Source organism: Sulfurospirillum sp. 1612 (genome assembly GCF_036556685.1).
Classification (GTDB): Bacteria; Campylobacterota; Campylobacteria; order Campylobacterales; family Sulfurospirillaceae; genus JAADIZ01.
On sequence record NZ_CP140614.1, the window covers coordinates 883,416 to 903,287 of the forward strand.

General features: G+C 38.4%; 21 protein-coding genes. 14 read left to right on the forward strand and 7 right to left on the reverse strand.

All coding sequences use genetic code 11. The features are described from left to right. Position 1: 1 nt before the first annotated feature. The 3 genes from purS to SFB89_RS04405 are packed head-to-tail and all read right to left on the reverse strand — an operon-like array spanning position 2 to position 2,305. Positions 2-244: a phosphoribosylformylglycinamidine synthase subunit PurS gene (gene purS / locus SFB89_RS04395; RefSeq protein WP_331775733.1), complete on the reverse strand. Its 243-nt coding sequence runs from the start codon at positions 242-244 to the stop codon at positions 2-4. 37 nt (positions 245-281) lie between these two features. Continuing rightward, on the reverse strand, positions 282-995 hold the full coding sequence (gene purC / locus SFB89_RS04400; RefSeq protein ID WP_331775734.1) for a phosphoribosylaminoimidazolesuccinocarboxamide synthase: 714 nt from the start codon (positions 993-995) through the stop codon (positions 282-284). An 8-nt stretch (positions 996-1,003) separates the two neighbouring features. Continuing rightward, positions 1,004-2,305: a S41 family peptidase gene (locus tag SFB89_RS04405; protein ID WP_331775735.1), complete on the reverse strand. Its 1,302-nt coding sequence runs from the start codon at positions 2,303-2,305 to the stop codon at positions 1,004-1,006. A gap of 236 nt (positions 2,306-2,541) precedes the next feature. Between SFB89_RS04405 and SFB89_RS04410 the strand changes: the two genes are divergently transcribed. Continuing rightward, a complete protein-coding gene (locus tag SFB89_RS04410) occupies positions 2,542-5,112 on the forward strand; it encodes an ATP-dependent Clp protease ATP-binding subunit (protein WP_331775736.1) in 2,571 nt (856 codons plus the stop codon). Between the two features lie 59 nt (positions 5,113-5,171). Here the strand turns inward: SFB89_RS04410 and SFB89_RS04415 are convergent, their stop codons facing one another. Then, the gene (locus SFB89_RS04415) at positions 5,172-6,464 is read right to left on the reverse strand and encodes a sensor domain-containing diguanylate cyclase (RefSeq protein WP_331775737.1); all 1,293 of its coding nucleotides are present in this window, start codon (positions 6,462-6,464) and stop codon (positions 5,172-5,174) included. Positions 6,465-6,678: 214 nt separating this feature from the next. Here SFB89_RS04415 and SFB89_RS04420 point away from each other — a divergent pair, with 214 nt between their 5' ends. The 6 genes from SFB89_RS04420 to SFB89_RS04445 all read left to right on the forward strand — a co-directional run bounded on the left by SFB89_RS04420 (position 6,679) and on the right by SFB89_RS04445 (position 12,231). Then, positions 6,679-7,545: a DMT family transporter gene (locus SFB89_RS04420; protein WP_331775738.1), complete on the forward strand. Its 867-nt coding sequence runs from the start codon at positions 6,679-6,681 to the stop codon at positions 7,543-7,545. Positions 7,546-7,694: 149 nt separating this feature from the next. Beyond that, positions 7,695-8,195, forward strand: coding sequence for a Csu type fimbrial protein (locus tag SFB89_RS04425; RefSeq protein ID WP_331775739.1), 501 nt, complete (start codon positions 7,695-7,697; stop codon positions 8,193-8,195). 13 nt (positions 8,196-8,208) lie between these two features. Further along, entirely contained in the window at positions 8,209-8,919 is a 711-nt protein-coding gene (locus SFB89_RS04430) for a fimbrial biogenesis chaperone (RefSeq protein ID WP_331775740.1), read from the forward strand. Then, complete coding sequence (locus SFB89_RS04435) at positions 8,897-11,275, forward strand: fimbria/pilus outer membrane usher protein (protein ID WP_331775741.1); 2,379 nt, start codon at positions 8,897-8,899, stop codon at positions 11,273-11,275. Before SFB89_RS04430 ends, SFB89_RS04435 begins: the two co-directional genes overlap by 23 nt. Continuing rightward, on the forward strand, positions 11,272-11,769 hold the full coding sequence (locus tag SFB89_RS04440) for a Csu type fimbrial protein (RefSeq protein ID WP_331775742.1): 498 nt from the start codon (positions 11,272-11,274) through the stop codon (positions 11,767-11,769). Before SFB89_RS04435 ends, SFB89_RS04440 begins: the two co-directional genes overlap by 4 nt. A 78-nt stretch (positions 11,770-11,847) precedes the next feature. Beyond that, positions 11,848-12,231 carry a NifU family protein gene (locus SFB89_RS04445; RefSeq protein ID WP_331775743.1) on the forward strand — a complete coding sequence of 128 codons (384 nt, stop codon included), beginning with the start codon at positions 11,848-11,850 and terminating at the stop codon, positions 12,229-12,231. A 5-nt stretch (positions 12,232-12,236) separates the two neighbouring features. Here SFB89_RS04445 and SFB89_RS04450 read toward each other — a convergent pair whose 3' ends face one another. From SFB89_RS04450 to SFB89_RS04460, 3 genes are all read right to left on the reverse strand, one after another. Continuing rightward, the gene (locus SFB89_RS04450; protein ID WP_331775744.1) at positions 12,237-12,779 is read right to left on the reverse strand and encodes a hypothetical protein; all 543 of its coding nucleotides are present in this window, start codon (positions 12,777-12,779) and stop codon (positions 12,237-12,239) included. A 154-nt stretch (positions 12,780-12,933) separates the two neighbouring features. Further along, positions 12,934-13,287 carry a nitrous oxide-stimulated promoter family protein gene (locus SFB89_RS04455; protein WP_331775745.1) on the reverse strand — a complete coding sequence of 118 codons (354 nt, stop codon included), beginning with the start codon at positions 13,285-13,287 and terminating at the stop codon, positions 12,934-12,936. Next, positions 13,284-13,799, reverse strand: a complete 516-nt coding sequence (locus SFB89_RS04460) for a hypothetical protein (RefSeq protein ID WP_331775746.1) — start codon at positions 13,797-13,799, stop codon at positions 13,284-13,286. Before SFB89_RS04460 ends, SFB89_RS04455 begins: the two co-directional genes overlap by 4 nt. Positions 13,800-13,909: 110 nt before the next feature. Here SFB89_RS04460 and rpmH point away from each other — a divergent pair, with 110 nt between their 5' ends. Genes rpmH through SFB89_RS04495 form a run of 7 tightly spaced genes read left to right on the forward strand, consistent with a single transcriptional unit; the run spans position 13,910 to position 19,804 of the window. After that, complete coding sequence (gene rpmH, locus SFB89_RS04465) at positions 13,910-14,044, forward strand: 50S ribosomal protein L34 (RefSeq protein WP_331775747.1); 135 nt, start codon at positions 13,910-13,912, stop codon at positions 14,042-14,044. Positions 14,045-14,055: 11 nt separating this feature from the next. Beyond that, positions 14,056-14,370 carry a ribonuclease P protein component gene (gene rnpA / locus SFB89_RS04470; protein WP_331776051.1) on the forward strand — a complete coding sequence of 105 codons (315 nt, stop codon included), beginning with the start codon at positions 14,056-14,058 and terminating at the stop codon, positions 14,368-14,370. Then, positions 14,367-14,705 (forward strand): membrane protein insertion efficiency factor YidD, encoded by a 339-nt coding sequence (gene yidD, locus SFB89_RS04475; RefSeq protein ID WP_331775748.1) that lies wholly within the window; start codon positions 14,367-14,369, stop codon positions 14,703-14,705. Before rnpA ends, yidD begins: the two co-directional genes overlap by 4 nt. A gap of 18 nt (positions 14,706-14,723) precedes the next feature. Next, positions 14,724-16,325 carry a membrane protein insertase YidC gene (yidC, locus tag SFB89_RS04480; RefSeq protein WP_331775749.1) on the forward strand — a complete coding sequence of 534 codons (1,602 nt, stop codon included), beginning with the start codon at positions 14,724-14,726 and terminating at the stop codon, positions 16,323-16,325. Between the two features lie 2 nt (positions 16,326-16,327). Beyond that, positions 16,328-17,185: a Jag N-terminal domain-containing protein gene (locus tag SFB89_RS04485; RefSeq protein ID WP_331775750.1), complete on the forward strand. Its 858-nt coding sequence runs from the start codon at positions 16,328-16,330 to the stop codon at positions 17,183-17,185. Continuing rightward, positions 17,182-18,519, forward strand: coding sequence for a tRNA uridine-5-carboxymethylaminomethyl(34) synthesis GTPase MnmE (mnmE, locus tag SFB89_RS04490; RefSeq protein WP_331776052.1), 1,338 nt, complete (start codon positions 17,182-17,184; stop codon positions 18,517-18,519). Before SFB89_RS04485 ends, mnmE begins: the two co-directional genes overlap by 4 nt. A gap of 28 nt (positions 18,520-18,547) precedes the next feature. After that, on the forward strand, positions 18,548-19,804 hold the full coding sequence (locus SFB89_RS04495; RefSeq protein ID WP_331775751.1) for an aminotransferase class V-fold PLP-dependent enzyme: 1,257 nt from the start codon (positions 18,548-18,550) through the stop codon (positions 19,802-19,804). Positions 19,805-19,872 lie beyond the last annotated feature (68 nt).

Genomic DNA, 19,872 nt, shown 5'->3' on the forward strand with positions numbered 1-19,872 from the left:
ATTATTGCTCTGTATCGATTGAATACGTTTCGATTACCGTATTGGCTAGAAGCTCTTCACACATCTTAGTCACACGCTCTTGTGTTGCATCGTATTCTTCATCTTTAATATCAAGAATGATTTGTTTCCCGACTCTGACATCTTGAACTTCGTTAAACTTTAAAGCAAGTAAAGCATGTAATACTGCTTTTCCTTGAGGGTCTAAAACCCCTTCTTTGAGTTGTATGTTGACGATGATTTTCATTTGTTTTTTCCTTATTACTTAAATTTCAAGAGATTTGTTATTGGCTGACAATTCTTCTAAGAACCTCTTCATAGGCGCCCTTAACACTACCAATATCTTGTCTAAATCGGTCTTTATCGAGTTTTTCATGAGTGTTCATATCCCAAAGACGACAACTGTCTGGACTGATTTCATCTGCTAGCAGAATATTGCCATCATGATCAATGCCAAATTCTATTTTGAAATCAATCAAATCGATATGTCTTGCTTCAAAAAACTTTTTCAAAATACTATTAATCTCACGGGCGAGACGTTTAAGCTCTTCTAAATCGGACTCACTCTTGACGAGGTTCATCAAAAGGCAATGCTCATCATTGAGAATAGGATCATGCAAGGCATCATTCTTATAGCAAAATTCAATCAAGGCAAAAGGCAATTTTTTACCTTCTTCGATGCCTAATCTTTGTGTTAATGAGCCCGTTGCTCTATTTCTGACAATCACTTCAATCGGGATAATACTCACTTTTTTGACTAATTGTGTGTTCTCACTCAAAGTGTCAACAAGATGTGTTTTGATGCCTTGTGCTTCTAGGATATGAAACAGGTGCGTACTGATTTTGCAATTGAGGGCACCTTTACCTGCTTCTGTGCCCTTTTTTTCAGCATTAAATGCTGTGAGATCATCTTTGAATTCTGTAATGAGCAGGTTCTCATCATCAGTTTTATATAACTTTTTACCTTTGCCCTCATAGAGCAATCCTAACTTTTTCAAGCCCTCTCCTAGTTATTTTTTGGTTTTAAAGACAAAACTTTAATGACATCGATGGCTGTTTTGAGTTGGATGTCCTTTTCGATTTCACTATTGGTAATTACGTCTTTTTTTGATACTTTCTTTTTGACTTTTTTCTTCTCGATTTTTTGCAATTCGCTTTGTAAATGTTTCTTAAGCTCTTTTTCTTTGATAGAAAATGCATTGACTTTATGTGGTACTTTACCCGCATAAACGGTGACATCAGGAGTCACGCCGACTGCTTGGATAGTACGGCCACTTGGCAAATAATATCTTGCTATGGTCAATCTAAGTGCTTCGGTTTTATTGATAGGAAGGATGACTTGAACGCTTCCTTTACCAAAGGTTTTTTCACCCACAATAACAGCACGTTTTAAATCTTGCAATGCCCCACTGACAATTTCACTTGCACTCGCACTGCCTCCATTGACTAAAACACTCATCGGAAGTCTCGATATAGTAGCAGATTTTGTTGCATCATATTGGATGTCTTCACCGGCGTCTCTTCCTTTTTGTGAGACGATAACTCCCTTATCCACAAAGAGGTCCACAAGACCCACTGCTTGGTTCAAAAGTCCGCCTGGATTATTTCTAAGATCGAGGATAATTCCTTTGGCATCGCGATGACTTGAAATTGCTTTTTTGGCTTCTTCTACAACATTTTTGCTAAAACTGGTGACTCTGAGATAGAGAATATTGTCTTTTTCAATGGTTTTGGCATAAACAGCATCTACGGTGATGATGTCACGAATAATGGTAATTTCCAATGGTTTGCTTTCACCTTCTCTTACGATGGTGAGTACGATTTTTGTTTTTGGTTTGCCTCTCATATGCGAGACGGCTTCATCAATCGTCATGCCGAGTGTTGAGAGATCATTGATTTTGAGGATAATATCACCGGCTTTGATTCCGGCTTTATCAGCAGGGGTTCCCTCAATCGGTGCGATGACGGTGAGTGCACCATTTTTCATACCGACAGTAATGCCTAGACCACCAAACTCGCCATCGGTTTGTATTTTGAGGTCTTTGTAATTTTTCTTATCGAGAAAAGAAGAGTGGGCATCAAGATTAGCCATCAAACCTTCGATAGATTTATTGACGATTGCGGTGATATTGATATCATCAACATAATATTTTTCTATGGTACCTACGACTCGGGTATATTTGGACAATGCTTGCAATCTGCTCGCTTCACTTTCTTGTGTTTGTGCAAAAAGCGTAGAGGAGAGCAAAAGTGTCGCTCCGCTTAGCGTTAAAATAAAACCTAAGCTGGCAATTTTAGAATGTTTCATTAAATATTTCTCCGTATATAATTTGGGTTAATTGTCTCTTGTCTTTACACAAATCAATGGGCGTTGTGTAAGAGAAGATTATATAGAAATTTCCCTAAATTTTGTATAAATCAAAGTATGATTTTTTAGCAATAGGGAGCTAAAAAAGACAAACATAAGTAAAAATACTTAACAAACTTGACATTAATAGACTAAAGTTGTATAATAAATTTAAAAATTACAGAAGGAGATGCATTATGAATACACTATTTGAAAAGCTAACTCATCAGATGACACAAACCATCGAGAGTGCGCTATCATTAGCCTTGCATACTAAAAATCCAGAAGTGTCCCCATGGCACGTATTATGGGCGTTGGTTACCAACTCATCTTCCATATTAAATCAAGTTTTAAATAAAATGGGCGTGGACAAGGCGGCATTAGAACTCGAAATTAAAAGCAAAGTCAATATGTTACCCACCGTATCAAGTATCACAAAAGAAAATATCAAGCTCTCACGTGCTTTAATCGAATCGTTGCAAAGTGCACAAGGTTTGATGAGCAAACAAGGAGATAGTTATCTCTCTGTTGACACGTGGTTACAAGAGAACATCAAAAATAAAGAGATTAAAGATGTACTGAGCAAGTATATCGATTTGCTTGAGATGAAAAAAACACTAGAATCACTTCGAGGCAACAAAAAGATTGATAAACAAACCGGCGATGAAACGCTTGAATCATTGGAAAAATTTGGAATTGATTTGACCAAAAAAGCCATCGACGGGGAACTTGACCCGGTTATTGGTCGTGATGAAGAGATTCATCGTATCATGCAGATATTAATCAGAAAAACCAAAAACAATCCAATTTTAATCGGAGAACCCGGTACGGGTAAGACTGCCATTGCTGAGGGGTTGGCCTTAAGAATTGCAAACAATGATGTACCGCTTAGTCTGCAAAACAAAAAAGTGGTCGCTTTAGATATGAGCGCACTGATTGCAGGGGCAAAATATCGAGGAGAGTTTGAAGACCGACTCAAAGCGGTCATTGAGGAAGTCAAAAGTTCGGGAGATATTATCCTTTTTATCGATGAAATTCACACCATCGTAGGCGCTGGAGCAAGCGAGGGTAGTATGGATGCGGCAAACATTTTAAAACCGGCATTGGCTAGAGGTGAATTGCATACCATCGGTGCGACAACGCTCAAAGAGTACCGAAAATATTTTGAAAAAGATGCCGCTTTGCAACGAAGATTTCAACCCGTCACGGTCAATGAACCAAGTATTAATGAAGCATTGCAAATTTTACGTGGGATTAAAGAGTCACTCGAAGCGTTTCACAGCGTGAGGATTACCGACAGTGCTTTAGTGGCTGCTGCGAAGTTAAGTGATCGCTACATCACGGATCGATTTTTACCAGATAAAGCCATCGACTTGATTGATGAGGGGGCGAGTGAACTCAAGATGCAAATTGAGAGTGAACCGATTGAGCTCAGTCGTGTCAAGATTGAAATCGGGCGTTTGATGGTAGAAAAAGAGGCCCTTTTGATGGAAAGTAAGAAAAAGAACAAAGAACGACTCGATGAAATCGAAAAAGAATTGAGTGACATCAAAGAAAAAGAGAAAAAACTACAAATCCAATTTGACACCGAAAAAAGTGTTTTTGAACAGATTGCTAACTTGAAAAATGAGGCTGAAGTCTTGCGCAAAGAAGCAGATATTGCCAAAAGAAATAGTGATTTCAACAAAGCCGCTGAGATAGAGTATGGCAAGATACCAGAAATCGACCAAAAAGAGCAAGAACTCAACGCTCAATGGGAAAAAATGATTGAGAGTGGTACGCTTTTGAAAAATAGTGTCGATGAGGAGATGATTGCCTCGATTGTGAGTAAATGGACGGGAATCCCTGTCACCAAAATGCTCCAAAGCGATAAACAAAAAGTGCTAGATGTTGAAGATAGACTTCGAGAAGAGGTGGTCGGTCAAGACAAAGCCTTGCATGCGATTGGGCGAACGATTAAGCGAAACAAAGCCGGACTTGGTAGTGATTCAAGACCAATCGGAAGCTTTATGTTCTTAGGTCCAACAGGTGTAGGTAAAACACAAAGTGCCAAAGCGTTGGCCAAATTTTTGTTTGACAGCGAAAAATCCCTCATTCGATTTGATATGAGTGAGTACATGGAAAAACATGCGGTGAGCAGACTCATCGGGGCGGCTCCAGGATATGTTGGCTATGATGAGGGAGGACAACTCACCGAAGCCGTCAGACGCAAACCTTATAGCGTGTTGCTATTTGATGAGGTCGAAAAAGCACATCCGGATGTCTTTAATATCTTGTTGCAAGTCTTAGATGATGGACGACTCACCGATAATAAAGGGGTGACGGTTGATTTTAAAAATACGATTATCATCTTGACGTCAAACATCGCGAGTGACAAGATTATGGAGAATCCGCAAAATTGCGAAAAAGATGTGATGAATGAGATTAAACGTTACTTTAAGCCAGAGTTTTTGAACCGACTTGATGATATCGTGATTTTTAATCCGCTTAGTTTTGAAGACATCAAAAATATCGTCAATATTATGTTCACAGAATTGGAACAACGTGTGGGCGAACGCGGTATTAAAATCAGCTTAGATGAGAGTGCAAAAGAGCTCATCGCCCAAGCAGGATTTGATCCGGTATTTGGGGCACGACCACTCAAAAGAGCATTATACGAACTTGTAGAAGATCGTTTGGCAGATATGATTTTGAGAGATGAGTTAAGTGAGGGCTCCGATGTTGCTATCAAAGCGTATCAAGATGAATTGGTTTTTGAATTACTGTAAGCAACGTAAAAAATAAAATGGCGCCGATTGAGAGGTCGGCGTCGTAACAGAAACGGACGTTAGTTTGAAAAAAAGCTGAGGTTATTTTCTCCCCGGCTTTTGGCGGTATACATCGCCGTATCAGCATTTTTGATAAGCATATCAGAGGTATGACCATGTTGAGGAGAAAGCGCAATTCCAATAGAAGTGCCTACTTGAAGGTGCGCTTCTTCGATGATGATGGGTTGGTTTAATGAATCGATGATGCGCTGTGCTACGTGCTTAATCTCCTCTTTGCCTTTTGGATTATTGAGAATAAAGATAAATTCATCACCACCGACACGGGCTATGGTGTCAGATTGTCGTACGAGTGAGAGAAGCCGTTTGGCAATTTCTTGCAATAATTTATCTCCTATATCATGACCGTAGTGGTCATTGACCTTTTTAAAGCCATCTAAGTCTAAAAACATCAGTGCGAAATTGTAAGTATCATGATACAAATTTTCTAACTTTTGGTCGATTGTCTTAATCAACGCCGTACGATTTGGCAGATTGGTCAGGGCATCATGAAAGGCTAAATGTTTGATGTATTCATCTTTATGCCATAAAGCGGTAATATCACTAAAAACGGAGACATAGCGGATGGCTTCACCGTCTCCATTGCGTACCATACTAATCGTCATACGCTCCAGATAAAGATCGCCATTTTTGCGACGATTCCAAACCTTCCCTTTCCATTGGCCTTTTGTTTTTATATCTTCCCACATTGCGGCATAAAAAGCGGCATCATGACGGTTTGATTTTAGTATGCGGGGATTTTGATTTAGGACTTCAGCTTCACTGTAGCCAGTAATCTCTATGAAAGCGGGATTTACCGATAAGATAAGGCCATTAGAATCTGTGATTAAGACCCCATCGAGCGTATTTTCAAAAACACATGCTGCGAGTTTGAGTTGCGCCTCTGTCTCTTTTAAATCGGTCACTTCATTGGCTAAAATTGAAAATCCCTGAACGTGTCCTTGGGCATCAAAATCTGGAATATAATGTCCGATAATATGTCCTAATTTACCATTGGCTTTTTTGAGAGTTTTCTCAAAGTGCTGAGCTTCTCCCGCTAAGACCTTGCGGATATAGGGCGTATTGTCAGTAAAAATTTTTTCTCCGGCGAGTTCTTTAAATGTCATGCCAATGATCTCTTTGGGGTGTTTATCAAACCAAAAAGTATAGGCATTATTAGCAAAATGACAATGCAAATCTTTGTCCCAATACCCAATCATACTAGGTAGTGAGTTGACGATAGAATATAGTAATGGTTCACAATCTTTTATGTGAGATGGTGATGTTCTTAGGTCTTGCTCTCTCCTATTTTTCATATTTTATCCTTGGACGTTGCCATTTTAAAATAGTGCTAATTTTGAGTATGGTACGATTTAACCATTATCATAAAAGAGTATATCTGAACTTTTTTAATACTGGTTAAATAATAAAATTTAATATCAAAAAAAATAATAACAACACTCAATTTTATTTTTCCTTCATTTAAACATTAGCATGGTATAGTGTTACTCATGATTTTAAAGGAGATTTATGCGTTATTTGATCATGATAACATTGATTTGGGCTTTTTCATTTAGTTTTATTGGTGAGTTTTTAGCCGGTCGCGTTGATAGTTATTTTGCGGTACTGATTCGTGTGGCTTTGGCCTCGCTGATTTTCTTGCCTTTAACAAAATTTCGTGGTATTGCCACAGAATTAAAACTCAAAATCATGTTAATTGGTAGCGTGCAAATTGGTTTGATGTACATTTTCTTTTATCAATCATTTTTATTTCTCAGTGTTCCTGAAGTCATACTCTTTACGATTTTTACACCCATCTATGTGACATTGATTTATGATGGACTCAAAGGGCAATTTAAGCCATTGTATCTTATCAGTACGGGCGTGGCGGTTTTTGGGGCATATATCATCAGATATCACAACATCAGTGCAGAATTTATCACGGGCTTTTTGATGGTGCAAGGGGCTAATATCTGCTTTGCAATCGGACAGAGTGCCTATAAAAAAGTGATGGAATCGCATCAAAATATCAAACAACGTGATGTCTTTGGATATTTTCATTTTGGCGCATTGGGTGTGAGTTTGGTTGCTTTTGCTCTATTTTCTCATCATGATAAACTCTCTCCTACGATGACACAATGGGGTGTTTTACTCTGGTTGGGAATTGTTGCCTCAGGATTGGGATATTTCTTGTGGAACAAAGGTGCCTGCGAAGTGGATGCTGGTGTACTAGCTATCATGAACAACGCTTTGGTGCCCGTGGGACTTATTATGAACCTTTTCATATGGGGAAAACAGACCAATTATCTCTTACTCTTTTTAGGGAGTATTATTATTGCATTGTCCTTATGGTTACATCAATTTTTTATCAAGCATTACCAAGTTCGTAGTATTTAAAAATCTCTATTTTTTCGTCTTTTTTATAATATTTATAAGTGAATATTAATTCATAAAATATCATATCTATTGAAGTTTAAAGGTAATATAATTATTTTGGTTGCTCAAAAGAGCGCTTGGAACAGTGTTTTCAATAAAAAGGAGAAAACATGTTATCTTTTAATCGTATGCTATTTTTCGCTTCTTTAGCAGTGGGTCTGCTAAATGCTGCGAGTACAACTACTACTTTTACCGTCAATGCAACGGTAATCAACACCTGTCATATCAGTGCCACAGATCTTAATTTTGGTAATTATGACCCACTCTCTGTAACACCGACTGATGGGACTAGTACCATCACCGTCACATGCGTGCTAAATAGTGCTTATGAAGTAGCACTAGACAAAGGCAGTGGATCAGGCAGTGATTTTACTACGGGGCGTAAAATGACAGGAGATACCAATGCAACAGAATTGTTGACATACAATCTCTATACAGAGGCGTCACATACCACGGTTTGGGGCGACGGAACAGGTTCATCCACGGTTTCCGGTACGGGTAGCGGCCCTTTGAGTTCGATTAATCATACCGTCTATGGGCGCATTCCTGCAAATGAGAATGTGTCAGCACAAACTTATCAGGACACGATTACTGCAACCATTAATTATTGAAAAAAGGAACAGTATGAAAAGAGTACTTGCCACACTAGTATCGCTGATATGGATTGGCTCAGTTCTTTTTGCTGGTTCCTTCTCGATAAAGCCTTTGCGTATTGATCTTTCTTCCGATAAAAAAACGGACATGCTAAGCGTCCGTAATATGAGTGAACATTCGATGATTATTCAGCTGGACCTTGTCTCATGGGATCAAAAAGGTGGAACAGACCATTATACTCCGACTCATGCGTTGATTGCGGTGCCATCAATATTTGAAATCAAGCCAGGTGCTTCGCAAACGATTCGCATTGGATTGCGTAAGATGGATCGGTATGAGCGTGAAGCGGCATATCGACTCTACCTACGTGAAGTTCCCTCGAAGATGGATTTGCAAAGTGGACGTGTCAATGTTGTCCTTCGTATCGGTATTCCTATTTTTGTGAAACCACGCAAAAAAAGCGGCCCGATATTGACATGGGAAGCAACATGTAGTGAACAGAAAACTCTTGTGCTTAGGGCCCGAAATACTGGCAATGCACATATTAAGGTGATGGAAATCGCGGTGGATAATCTAGATGCAAAGAAGCCTATCGTAAGAAAAATGTTGAGTTATATTCTTTCTGGTAAAGAACGCTCCTGGTCATTTCCGACTTATAAGTGTCCAAAGCTTGGCACAAAATTAAAGCTTTCGGTACTAACAGACATAGGTCGTATCCATGCCAAACCGGTGGCAAAGTAGTCCATGTTATGCCTTACTCATATTACTCCTTATGGGAGTATGTCCACTCCTTGCCACAGAATCAAAACACTCCTCCTTGTTTCTTCCTTCTTTAGAAAAAAAAGGATACCAAGATTCACTTTTTTCTATAACACTCAATGGGCAAAATACGGGAGATGTCTTTTTAGTCTTGATGCGAGATGAGAGGCTTTATCTGAGCCAAGAAAATCTTAGCACATTACGATTGGTCTTACCCCAGAACCATAGAGTTCAGATCAACCATAAATCCTACATCCCACTCGATGCCATTTCTGGGCTTACCTATACTTTGGATTCGGCTCATTTGATATTGCATTTACGTGCTACACCCCAGTGTTTTATCAAAAGTGAATTGACATCCAAGCATACGACTTCTTCAAAATTCTCTCCCGCCTCAAACGGATTTTTCTTCAATTATGATACATCCTACGAACAGACTCAAGATCAAAAGTCAGGCAGCTTGCTTGGCGAAGTAGGAATTTTTGGTGAGAACGGTCTTGTTTTAGGGAATTTTTTATTGCACAATGATGAGGTTAATGGTGAGGTGACACGGGATATGGTACGACTAGATACTGCCTATATCTTTGATTTACCAGCAGAACTTCAGACTTTGCGAGTGGGAGATAGTATCAGCAAAAGTGATACGATGTGGGGAAATTCCGTGCGTTTTGGTGGGGTGCAGTGGGGAACCAATTTTGCTATACAACCCGATCTCATTACAATGCCTCAATTTTCGATCAGTGGAGAGGCGAAGTTACCCTCTACCGCAGATCTTTATATCAATAATATCCGCAAAGAGCGTTTTGATATCGATCAGGGACCTTTTACGATTCCGAATATTCCAACAGTAAGTGGTGCTGGGCAGATGCAGCTTGTCGTAAAAGATATTTTAGGCAGAGAAACAGTGATTCAAGTCCCATTTTATGCGAGTCCAAGTCTGTTGCAAACCGGACTTGCTGAGTATTCTTCTGAGATTGGATTTTTGCGAGAAAATTATGCGATTCAAAGCAATGATTATGGCGCATTCGTGGCAGCAGGAACATATCGGCGTGGGATTACCGATGGTTTGACATTAGGTATTCATGGTGAGGGGACATCCCAGACACAAGCGCTTGGAATTTCTAGTAATATTTTGTGGTCTAATATCGGTATTTTTAGTGCTTTTGCCGCAGGCAGTCATAGTCGTGAAAATACGAGTCGTGTAGGCAGTCAGGGCGAGCAAATAGGCTTGGGTTTTGATCACTCAGGAAGTCCTGCGAGTTTTGGAGTGCGCGCGACTTTTAGTACGCGAGGATTTACAGGTGTGGGGGAAGAGGATGCATCAAGGATACGATTTGATGGACGCGTATCACTGCACTATGCTACGCAACATGTCGGATCATTTAGCGGCACACTATTGCATCGTAATTATTGGGAAGAAGAAGATGTTAGAGCTGTGACACTTGGCTATCAGTTGCGATTAGGTAAATGGGGCAGTTTTAGCGCGACATTACAACATACGATTTTACCTGAATCTGATAATGTATTATTTTGTTATGTCTCCATTCCATTGGGAAATCGCACCAGCGGTAGTATTCATGTGCGAAGGGACAATGGCGTGTTAACAGAAAGTTTCGCACTGCAAAAAAGTTTGCCATCAGGTACAGGGAGCGGATACAGTGTGCAAGGAGAGACGGGTGAGAATGAGCGCTTGGAAGCGACTTATAATTACCAAAATAGCCATGGAAGCTACCATGCCACAGTGGTACGAAATGAAGATCAAAATGCCTATCGTCTTGGTATTAGTGGGGGCATTGGCTATCTTGATGGTAGCTTGTTTCAAGCCAGACGCATTGATCAAAGTTTTGCTATAGTTGATGTGGGAGATTTCAAAGGGGTTGATGTCTATCAAGACAATCAATTAGTGGGAAAAACAGACGAAAATGGACGCGCTATATTGCCAAGATTACGCGCATATCAAAAAAATCCAATACGCATCGAAACCAAGGATTTACCTATGAATGTGAGTATTCCTCTCTATAAAATAAACGCCGTCCCCAGATATCGACAAGGGATTCAAGTCAATTTTCCAATACATCACGTGCGCCAGGCCGTCATGAGATTTGTTACAGAGGAGGGTAGCGCTCTTCCAACAGGAGCGGATATCCAGATCAAAGGAACCTCGCATCATTTTCCTGTTGGCTCAAATGGAGAGGTTTATCTTACAGATTTAGATGCTGTGAGTCAGATTCGAGCTTGTTGGGATGGTCACTGCTGTGAGGCCACCATCACCTATCCAAAGAGTGATGATCCCCTCCCTGATTTGGGAGAGCAGATTTGTAAGGAGATAGGACAATGAATCAAATACCCCGATATATAAAAGTAGGATTACTGACATTTTGTTTGCTGACCCAACCCGCATGGGCACTGCTTGCTAGTTGTACGGTCTCCTCCACTCCGGTTAATTTTGGAAATTATGATGTCTTTAATTCTTCACCTACGGATGCAACCGGCACTGTGACGGTTACATGTACCGGTATTCTGGGTCTATTGGGACTTTTAGTACATTATAATGTGAGTCTTGATAGTGGCAACAGTGGTAATTCTAGCGCGCGAAAAATGCAACAAGCAGGAAGTAGTACGGACCTTGAATACAATCTCTATACAGATAGTGGACACTCAGTGGTGTGGGGAGATGGGAGTAATGGAAGTAGTACTATCTCTTCGAGTCTCACGATACTTCAGCTGGGTGCAAATACTGATAATATTTCACTCTATGGCCGTATCCCTGCGGGACAAAATGTCGAAGCGGGCTCTTATAGTGATATCATCACGGTGACGGTTGATTATTAAACTGTTGAGGCTTACATAAAAAAGAACCCTAAAAGATAATAGGATAATTTTACTCTTATTTAAGTTAAAAGAGTATATATGTATAAAAATTATCACAAAGGTCGTATGATGACATTTACAGATCAAGAAGTTTACAATGCGGTAAAACACTATTTGCCACAAGTGAATGAATACGTAAAATCGCACGGTGGCAAGATAAAGCTTTTAGGCGTTAAGGACAATACCGTTTATATAAAACTCAGTGGTGCCTGCCATGGGTGCTCGCTGAGTCTCATGACAACCAAGCTAGTAGTAGAAAAAAGTCTCAGAGATTATATCGATCCGAGACTTGTTGTCATAAACGTCGATGGTAAGCCTGAAAATCAACTCCCTGAAACTTATTATATTGATCCAGAAGATCAAATAGAACTCAATAAAACAACCAAAGAACGATTGCTAAGTGCTATCAAAAAGTTTTTTTAAATCAACTATTTGATATCAAAGAAATACGAACTCTCATAGATGACCATACCAGATGGAGATTTGACATGATAGGTTTCGTATGACATATAACCTTTTTCTTGGAAATATGCATAATGGTCCGTTTCACGCTCAAGAGTATATTTTGAATCATTTTTTCTCTCTTTGTACTTTTTGAGTACAGAGGAAGATTTAGCCTCAATATACTGTTTCAATGTAATAAACAGTTGCTTCTCTTTTTTAAAATAGACAAAAGTACCATTGACGATACGGTTGTTGTTGTAGATAGTGACATCACAGATTTGTACGGCACTGTTTTTTATCTTAGAGTGAGCACCGGTTTTATTAGTCGTCCAATGCGCAGACCAATTTTTGGTAAAAAACACGCCCAATTTATCATAAATAATCTTTTGATTCTTATGATTATTGGGTAATTTTAACACTTTGACGATTCTATTGATAACACTCTTTTGGTCTTTAGGCATCGCACTAAGAGTATCCAAAGCATACACATTGTGTAGCAATACCATAATAAGCAGTACTTTTTTCATTTTAATTTCCCCTCCTACAAAGAAATACTATCTTAAACGGTTATGAGAGTATTGTCAACTGATGACACCATTCGATAGTTTGGCGTAATTATAGGTAGATGATACTTAATTGGCCATAAAAAGGGGTAAATAAAGAGATTGATGCAATCTCATTCTATGATGATTTGCCAAAGATTTTTCTTATTTTCAAAAGTCCCAGTTGCATGCCACTGTATCTCATGATCTTTGCCAAAGCTTTCCACTCGGATTTTTCATAGCAAGGATTAGGACATTTTCTGCATCGTGGTTTTTCATCATGAGGACACTCGATGAGTCTTTGGTGTGAGTATTTTAGCGTCTTCTCACAAGTCTCGCATAAGTGGTAATCCACCACCCCTAAATCAGTATCATGATAGAACAAAATCAACTGGCCGTCTTTCTTATCATGATCGGCATGATTGTTATCACAATAAAGTTGTATAAATTTGTGTACCACTCTCACATCATTTTCAAATTTTTCTGTTTTCACCGAAGTCCTCCTCGTTGGCTCCATTTGTATTTTTTATCATCTTTTACTTTACTAAAGAATAATCTCCCGGAATGTCGCCAAGGGTCTAAAATGATGCCTTGATCAAAAGGGCATCCCTTGCAGGTGACGACAAGCACATTGTGTTCACTCCAATAATCGCCGATATTGGCACCACCGATATAGTAATCAAAACTTTGATAATGCTGTTGTTTCACAAACGAGAGCATATCATAAGCAAATTGCCAACACAGACCCTTTTCTTTGAGCCCAATATTGACTAAAAAGTTTTGCAACAAAGGCGGCGTGACCAAATGATACTCTTGGGCAAGTTTTCGCGACTGGATGATGGCTTTGTGTGCGAGATCTTTAGCCTCATGATCATTAGGATGTAGGGAGTTTAACATATTATTGAGCCGGGTGACTTGATGTGTGTCAACTGCTGAAGGATTAGGGGCATGCGCACAAGCAAAAAAGAGAAGCAGGGGAATGAACAGAATAAGATACTTTTTCATAAATGCTATGATAATCAAATAAGATAAATATATTTTAAATGCAATTAAGTAAAACTACAGTATAATCCATACCTTAATTTACAAAAATTAAATACAAATAAAGGAAACAGATGAAAAGAACATTTCAACCCCATAATACTCCGAAGAAAAGAACCCATGGTTTCAGAACGAGAATGAAGACAAAAAATGGTAGAAAAACAATCAATGCAAGACGAGCAAAAGGTAGAAAAAGATTGGCTGCATAGGTGATTTTAGGATACTAAAGAAAACCAAAGAGTTTTCTTTTGTGTATCACAATAGTAAAAAATGGCATTTTGATGGTGCTGTGATCTTTTACACACCCAATACAGAGAAACACGTCGGTTTTACGACAAGTAAAAAAGTTGGGAATGCAGTGAAACGAAACAGAGCGAGGAGGAGACTCAAAGCTTTGTTTCTAGAGCTACAGCCAAATTTATCAAGTGGAAGTTATGTGATTGTTGCAAAAGATAAGATTCATAATCTTGACTATGCGGCACTCAAAAAAGGTCTACTCTGGTCGTTTGGCCGATTAAATTGTTTGGAAAAATGAAAAAGATAGCATTGGCATTGATAGGGTTTTATCAAAGGTTTTTAACTCTTTTTAGCTATGGGAGTTGTCGATATTATCCCACCTGTTCACAGTATGCAAAAGAACAAATCATGTTTAACAATTTTTTTAAGGCGCTGTTTTTTTCAATTTTGAGGATACTCAGATGCAATCAACTGTTCGTTGGTGGCATCGATTATCCTGTGGTTAAGAAGGTTTTTAACAGAGTTTCTTTTGTTAGACGTTATCAATCATCTTTGCATAAAGTATCTTTTTGGTTTGTGCCAAAAGATGAAAAAAGTTTTTTCGTTGTGAAATCTTTTAAAAATACTATATAAATATAAAAAGGGTTATTTGTGTTAGATAAACTTAGTAATCAAAATAGAATCATTATAGCAACTGTTATCTCATTTGTTTTTTTTGCTGGATATGATTATTTTTTTATTCCAAAACCGGTTCATAATCTCAACGAGCAAAACAGTTCTCAAATTGAGAAAAACACTACGGCAAACTCCTCAAAAGCTCCTAGCGTCGCCACTGATTTAAGTACGAAAGTTCCTAGCAGTAGCACACAAAACACACCAGTCACCAATAAAACTAAAGAACAATTACTGCTGAAAGTAAAAGCAAAAAATTATGAACTTGATATCGATAGATTGGGCCGAATTAACAAGTTTTACTTAAATGATAGCAAATACACATCTCCTGATGGCAAGCGCTTACAGCTTGTGAGTCATGAACTGAATGTTTTGCCTCTTGAGTTGCGTTTTAGTGATGAAACAATCAATACCGATGCTTTTGCTACATCTTATACCACAAATAAAACAAATATTGAGATCAAAGATAAACCAGCCACTGTTACTTTGACACAGAATCTCACCGGCGTCATTGTTAAAAAGATATTGACATTTTATCCTGATGGGCATTATGATGTTCAGGTTCTTTTGAATCATAATAAAGAGTATTTTATTACTCCAGGATATCACCCAAGCCTCGCTAAAGATAGCTATACATTCCATGGGGCACTTTTGAAAAAAAGTGATGGTGGTATGGAAATTATCTCTGATGGTGATGCCCAACAACAAACTTTTAAAGGCGTCAAATTTGCTGCAAATGCAGATAAATACTACACGACAGTCCTTTATAACTTCAAAAAAGGTATGAATGTTGTAGAAGGCTCAGAAAAAGATCAAATTCCCGTGCTGTTTATAAAAGGAAGCAAAGATTTAAATTTGGGTGGATACATTGGACCTAAAGAGTTTGTGATTTTAAATAAGATTAATCCTGGCTTAACTGATTTGATTGAATATGGATTTTTTACTTTTATATCCAAACCCCTCTTTGTGCTTTTATCTTACCTCCATGCATTTTTAGGAAACTGGGGTTGGGCGATTGTCGTCTTGACTTTCTTGATCCGCTTGGTGCTTTTCCCATTGACTTATAAAGGGATGGTTTCGATGAACAAGATGAAAGTCTTGGCACCGAAGATGAAAGAGTTACAAGCAAAATACAAAGGCGATAAACAAAAATTAAACGCACACATGATGGAATTGTATAAAAAACATGGCGCCAACCCGATGGGTGGATGTTTGCCGATGCTTTTGCAAATCCCGGTATTTTTTGCTATTTATCGTGTATTACAAAATGCAGTCGAACTCAAAGGCGCCCCTTGGATCTTCTGGATTCATGATCTTGCGGTGATGGACCCTTATTTTATATTGCCAATTCTTATGGGACTGTCAATGTTCGTACAACAAAAATTGGCCCCAAATAATTTTACAGATAAGACACAAGAAAAAATTATGAAATTTCTGCCTTTAGTGTTTACATTTTTCTTTGTGACATTCCCAGCAGGTCTAACCTTGTACTGGTTTGTGAGCAATCTTTTCTCCATCGCACAACAAGCGTATGTAAACAAACTATTTGAAAAGAAGAAAGTGGCAGAGGAAAAGGCTTAATTATGATTAGAATAGAAGCAAACACCTTAGAAGAAGCATACCTAAACGCCGCTAGCGAGTTAGGGTGCTCTATCACGGAATTGGATATTGAGATTGTTCAAAATGCCAATTCTGGATTTTTAGGTCTGTTTAAAAAAACCGCTATTATCGAAGTAATCAAGAAAGGTTCTAAGCGTACAGAGAGCAAAAGAGCTAGAAATACAGAAGAAAATCTACCTAAAAAAGAGAAGACTTTCGAAAAGAAAAAACGACAAAAACAACGCAAAGAAGACCACCACAAAGAAGAATCACGCAAAAACCATGTCGCACATACTTCTAAAAAACATACCGACACGCAAAGAAGAAATGAGAGTGCTCATGATAAGATAAAACAACCTGAAATCAAAGTCGATATGGATGAAGCTATTAAAACCATCACCGTCGATATCAATAGACTATTTAAAGAGAGTTGTTTTGATATTGATCTTATAAAAGTGTCACAATACAACGCCGATACGATATTGATTGAATTCTCAGGCGAAGATGTCGCCCTTTTGATTGGCAAAGAAGGATACCGTTATAAAGCGCTTTCTTATTTATTGTACAATTGGATTAATATCAAATACGGACTCAATATTCGCTTAGAAATTGCAGAATTTTTGAAAAATCAAGAAGAGATGATTACCAAATATCTGGGACCCGTTATTGAGCGTGTGCGCAACAATGGACGTGGACAAACAAAAATCTTGGATGGTGTCTTGATAAAAATAGCATTAGAAAAATTACGAGCGGAATTTCCTGAAAAATATGTCGGTATTAAATCCGGCAGAGAGGGTGGTCGCTTTATCGTCATCAACGATTTCAATAGGAAAAACAAATAGATACCATTTCAGCCATTTCTACAGCCCACGGCATCGGCTCAATTGCCGTCGTTAGAGTGAGTGGGCCACTCGCCTTATTGATAGCACAAAAAATCACACAAAAAGAGAATTTTACACCACGATATGCTTCACGATTAGCGCTGTATGATGCTCATTCTGAAATGATAGATGATGCCATCGTGATTTACTTCAAAGGACCTCATTCCTTTACGGGGGAAGATATTGTGGAGTTTCAATGTCATGGAGGTGTGGTTGTAGCAAGTATGATTTTAGAGACGGTTATCCAACATGGTGCGCGCTTAGCAACACCGGGAGAATTCTCAAAAAGAGCTTTTTTAAACGGCAAGATTGACCTCACAGAAGCGGAGGCCATATCAAAGCTCATTGAAACCAAAAGTGTGGATGCTGCGAAGATTTTAGCGCGACAAATGCGAGGCGAATTGCGTGAATTTGTCGAAAAAATACGAGATGAATTGGTCGATATACTGGCTTATGTTGAAGTCAGTATTGATTATGCTGAAGAAGATTTACCTGAAGATATCTTGCAACAAATCATCAAAAAACTGGATTTATTAGAGCGAGATTTGAAAATCACTTATGAGAGTTCAAAGCGCAGAGAAGGGCTTATTGAAGGCTTTAAAGTGGCAATCGTGGGCAAACCAAATGTAGGCAAAAGTTCACTGTTGAACTCTTTCTTAAGTTATGAACGTGCTATCATCAGTGATGTAGCAGGGACGACACGAGATACGATTGAAGAAGATATTAGACTCGGTACTCATCTGATTAAAATCGTCGATACAGCAGGTATTCGAGAATCCAATGATTTGGTAGAAAAAATAGGAATCGAGCGCTCAAAAAAGGCCATTGAATCGTCTGATATTGTGATTGCTTTATTTGATAATTCACGAGAATTTGATAGAGAAGACCAAGCTATTATGGATATTTTGGATGCTTGTGATACGTCAATTCCTATTATCAAGGCCTTGAACAAAATCGATTTGCCGTCTCGGTTTGATGTGACGCATTTGCATGGAGATTTTATTGAGATATCAAGTATTTACGATAATACGTTGATTTTAGAAAAATTAAAAGCAATCTTGGAGCGCTCATCACAAGATGATGCCTTGCTTTTGATTTCAAAAAGACAAATTGATGCGGTTTATGGGGCACTTGAAGCGATTTATGAGAGCAAAAATGTACTTAATGAGGGTGAATTAGAGATTTTTGCGTTCCACCTCAATGAGGCTATCGCAAAAATGGCATCGATTACCAAAAATTTTGACCGTGATGAGATACTGGATAAGATGTTTGGCAGTTTCTGTCTAGGCAAATAAAAGTGAAACGAGTGATAAGGAGTGAGTTTTGGAAAAAGTGAGAGAGAATATTATCTCAGAAGAGGGCATTCTCTATTTTGATTATACTGCATCAGGTCAAGCATACGCACCTATTGAAACCAAGATCTTAGAGATTTTAAAAACCTATGCGAACACACATTCTGAAGTGTCATCAAGTGCGATTATTACCAATCAACACTATACCAAAGCACGCAATGATTTAAAAAAAGCATTGGCAATTGATTCACGATTTTATTTGATGCCGACAGGTACCGGTGCCACGGGTGCTATTAAGAAATTCCAAGAATTGATGGGTATCTACATTCCGCCACGTACTAAAAAACGCTATAACATCAATCCTAAAAATATTCCATTGGTGCTAGTGGGCCCTTATGAACACCATTCTAACGAGATTAGTTTCCGCGAAGGATTGTGTGATGTGATTCGTATTCCTTTGGATAAATCTGAAAATATAGATATCGATTTTTTGGAGCAAAAACTTCAAGAAAATCAAAACAGAGAGCTTATTGTTTCCTTTTCTGTGGCTTCTAATGTCACCGGTGTGATAAGTGACTATAAAAGAATTTACACCTTAGTGAAACAATATGGGGGTACTGTTTGTATCGATGATGCTGCCGCTTCTGCTTATATGAATATAGATTGTAACTATTATGATGCACTGTTTTTATCGCCACACAAACTCTTAGGCGGTGTGGGTGCTTGTGGTCTTTTAGTCATCAAAAAAGAGTTGTGCACTGAAGACAAGCCGACTTTTGCGGGGGGAGGTACGGTGCAATATGTATCTCGGACGTCTCATGAATATTTGAGTGATATCGAAATGATAGAAGATGCCGGAACCCCTGGAATTATCCAATTGATTCGTGCTTCTTTGGCCTATAATCTAAGAAATGAAATTGGACTTGAAAATATTGCAAAATTGGAAAAAGAACTCAAGATTTACTTTGGTAAACAAGTAAAAGAGTTGAAAGGTATCAAACTGTATTGCAGTTTTGAACAAGAAAAACTCTCTATTTTTTCTTTGAATTTTCAAGGTATCAGTCCGTTTGATATTTCCAAATTTCTCTCAGATAACTACAATATTCAAACACGAGCAGGATGTAGTTGTGCTGGGCCTTATGGACATGATCTTCTCCACCTAAAAGACAATCAAGCGTTTGATGAAAAGCCGGGTTGGCTGCGTATTAGTATCCATTTTACCCATACAAAAGAGCAGATTGACATCTTAATCAAAGCACTAAAGGAAGCTATCAAAGTTCTAAAATAGTGCACTTATTTTTCTTCATACTATCAGCGATTAGAAGTTTTAACTCAGGAAAATAATGATACAATTCC

What these genes read in the sequence shown, in the direction of transcription:
- SFB89_RS04430 (WP_331775740.1), top strand. Translation starts at nt 8,209, where the DNA reads ATGAAAAGAGTACTTGCCACACTAGTATCGCTGATATGGATTGGCTCA.
- SFB89_RS04485 (WP_331775750.1), top strand. Translation starts at nt 16,328, where the DNA reads ATGATTAGAATAGAAGCAAACACCTTAGAAGAAGCATACCTAAACGCC.
- SFB89_RS04425 (WP_331775739.1), top strand. Translation starts at nt 7,695, where the DNA reads ATGTTATCTTTTAATCGTATGCTATTTTTCGCTTCTTTAGCAGTGGGT.
- SFB89_RS04420 (WP_331775738.1), top strand. Translation starts at nt 6,679, where the DNA reads ATGCGTTATTTGATCATGATAACATTGATTTGGGCTTTTTCATTTAGT.
- SFB89_RS04435 (WP_331775741.1), top strand. Translation starts at nt 8,897, where the DNA reads ATGCCAAACCGGTGGCAAAGTAGTCCATGTTATGCCTTACTCATATTA.
- SFB89_RS04460 (WP_331775746.1), bottom strand. Translation starts at nt 13,799, where the DNA reads ATGAAAAAGTATCTTATTCTGTTCATTCCCCTGCTTCTCTTTTTTGCT.
- SFB89_RS04440 (WP_331775742.1), top strand. Translation starts at nt 11,272, where the DNA reads ATGAATCAAATACCCCGATATATAAAAGTAGGATTACTGACATTTTGT.
- SFB89_RS04445 (WP_331775743.1), top strand. Translation starts at nt 11,848, where the DNA reads ATGTATAAAAATTATCACAAAGGTCGTATGATGACATTTACAGATCAA.
- yidD (WP_331775748.1), top strand. Translation starts at nt 14,367, where the DNA reads ATGAAAAAGATAGCATTGGCATTGATAGGGTTTTATCAAAGGTTTTTA.
- SFB89_RS04410 (WP_331775736.1), top strand. Translation starts at nt 2,542, where the DNA reads ATGAATACACTATTTGAAAAGCTAACTCATCAGATGACACAAACCATC.
- SFB89_RS04415 (WP_331775737.1), bottom strand. Translation starts at nt 6,464, where the DNA reads ATGAAAAATAGGAGAGAGCAAGACCTAAGAACATCACCATCTCACATA.
- SFB89_RS04405 (WP_331775735.1), bottom strand. Translation starts at nt 2,305, where the DNA reads ATGAAACATTCTAAAATTGCCAGCTTAGGTTTTATTTTAACGCTAAGC.
- rpmH (WP_331775747.1), top strand. Translation starts at nt 13,910, where the DNA reads ATGAAAAGAACATTTCAACCCCATAATACTCCGAAGAAAAGAACCCAT.
- purS (WP_331775733.1), bottom strand. Translation starts at nt 244, where the DNA reads ATGAAAATCATCGTCAACATACAACTCAAAGAAGGGGTTTTAGACCCT.
- SFB89_RS04450 (WP_331775744.1), bottom strand. Translation starts at nt 12,779, where the DNA reads ATGAAAAAAGTACTGCTTATTATGGTATTGCTACACAATGTGTATGCT.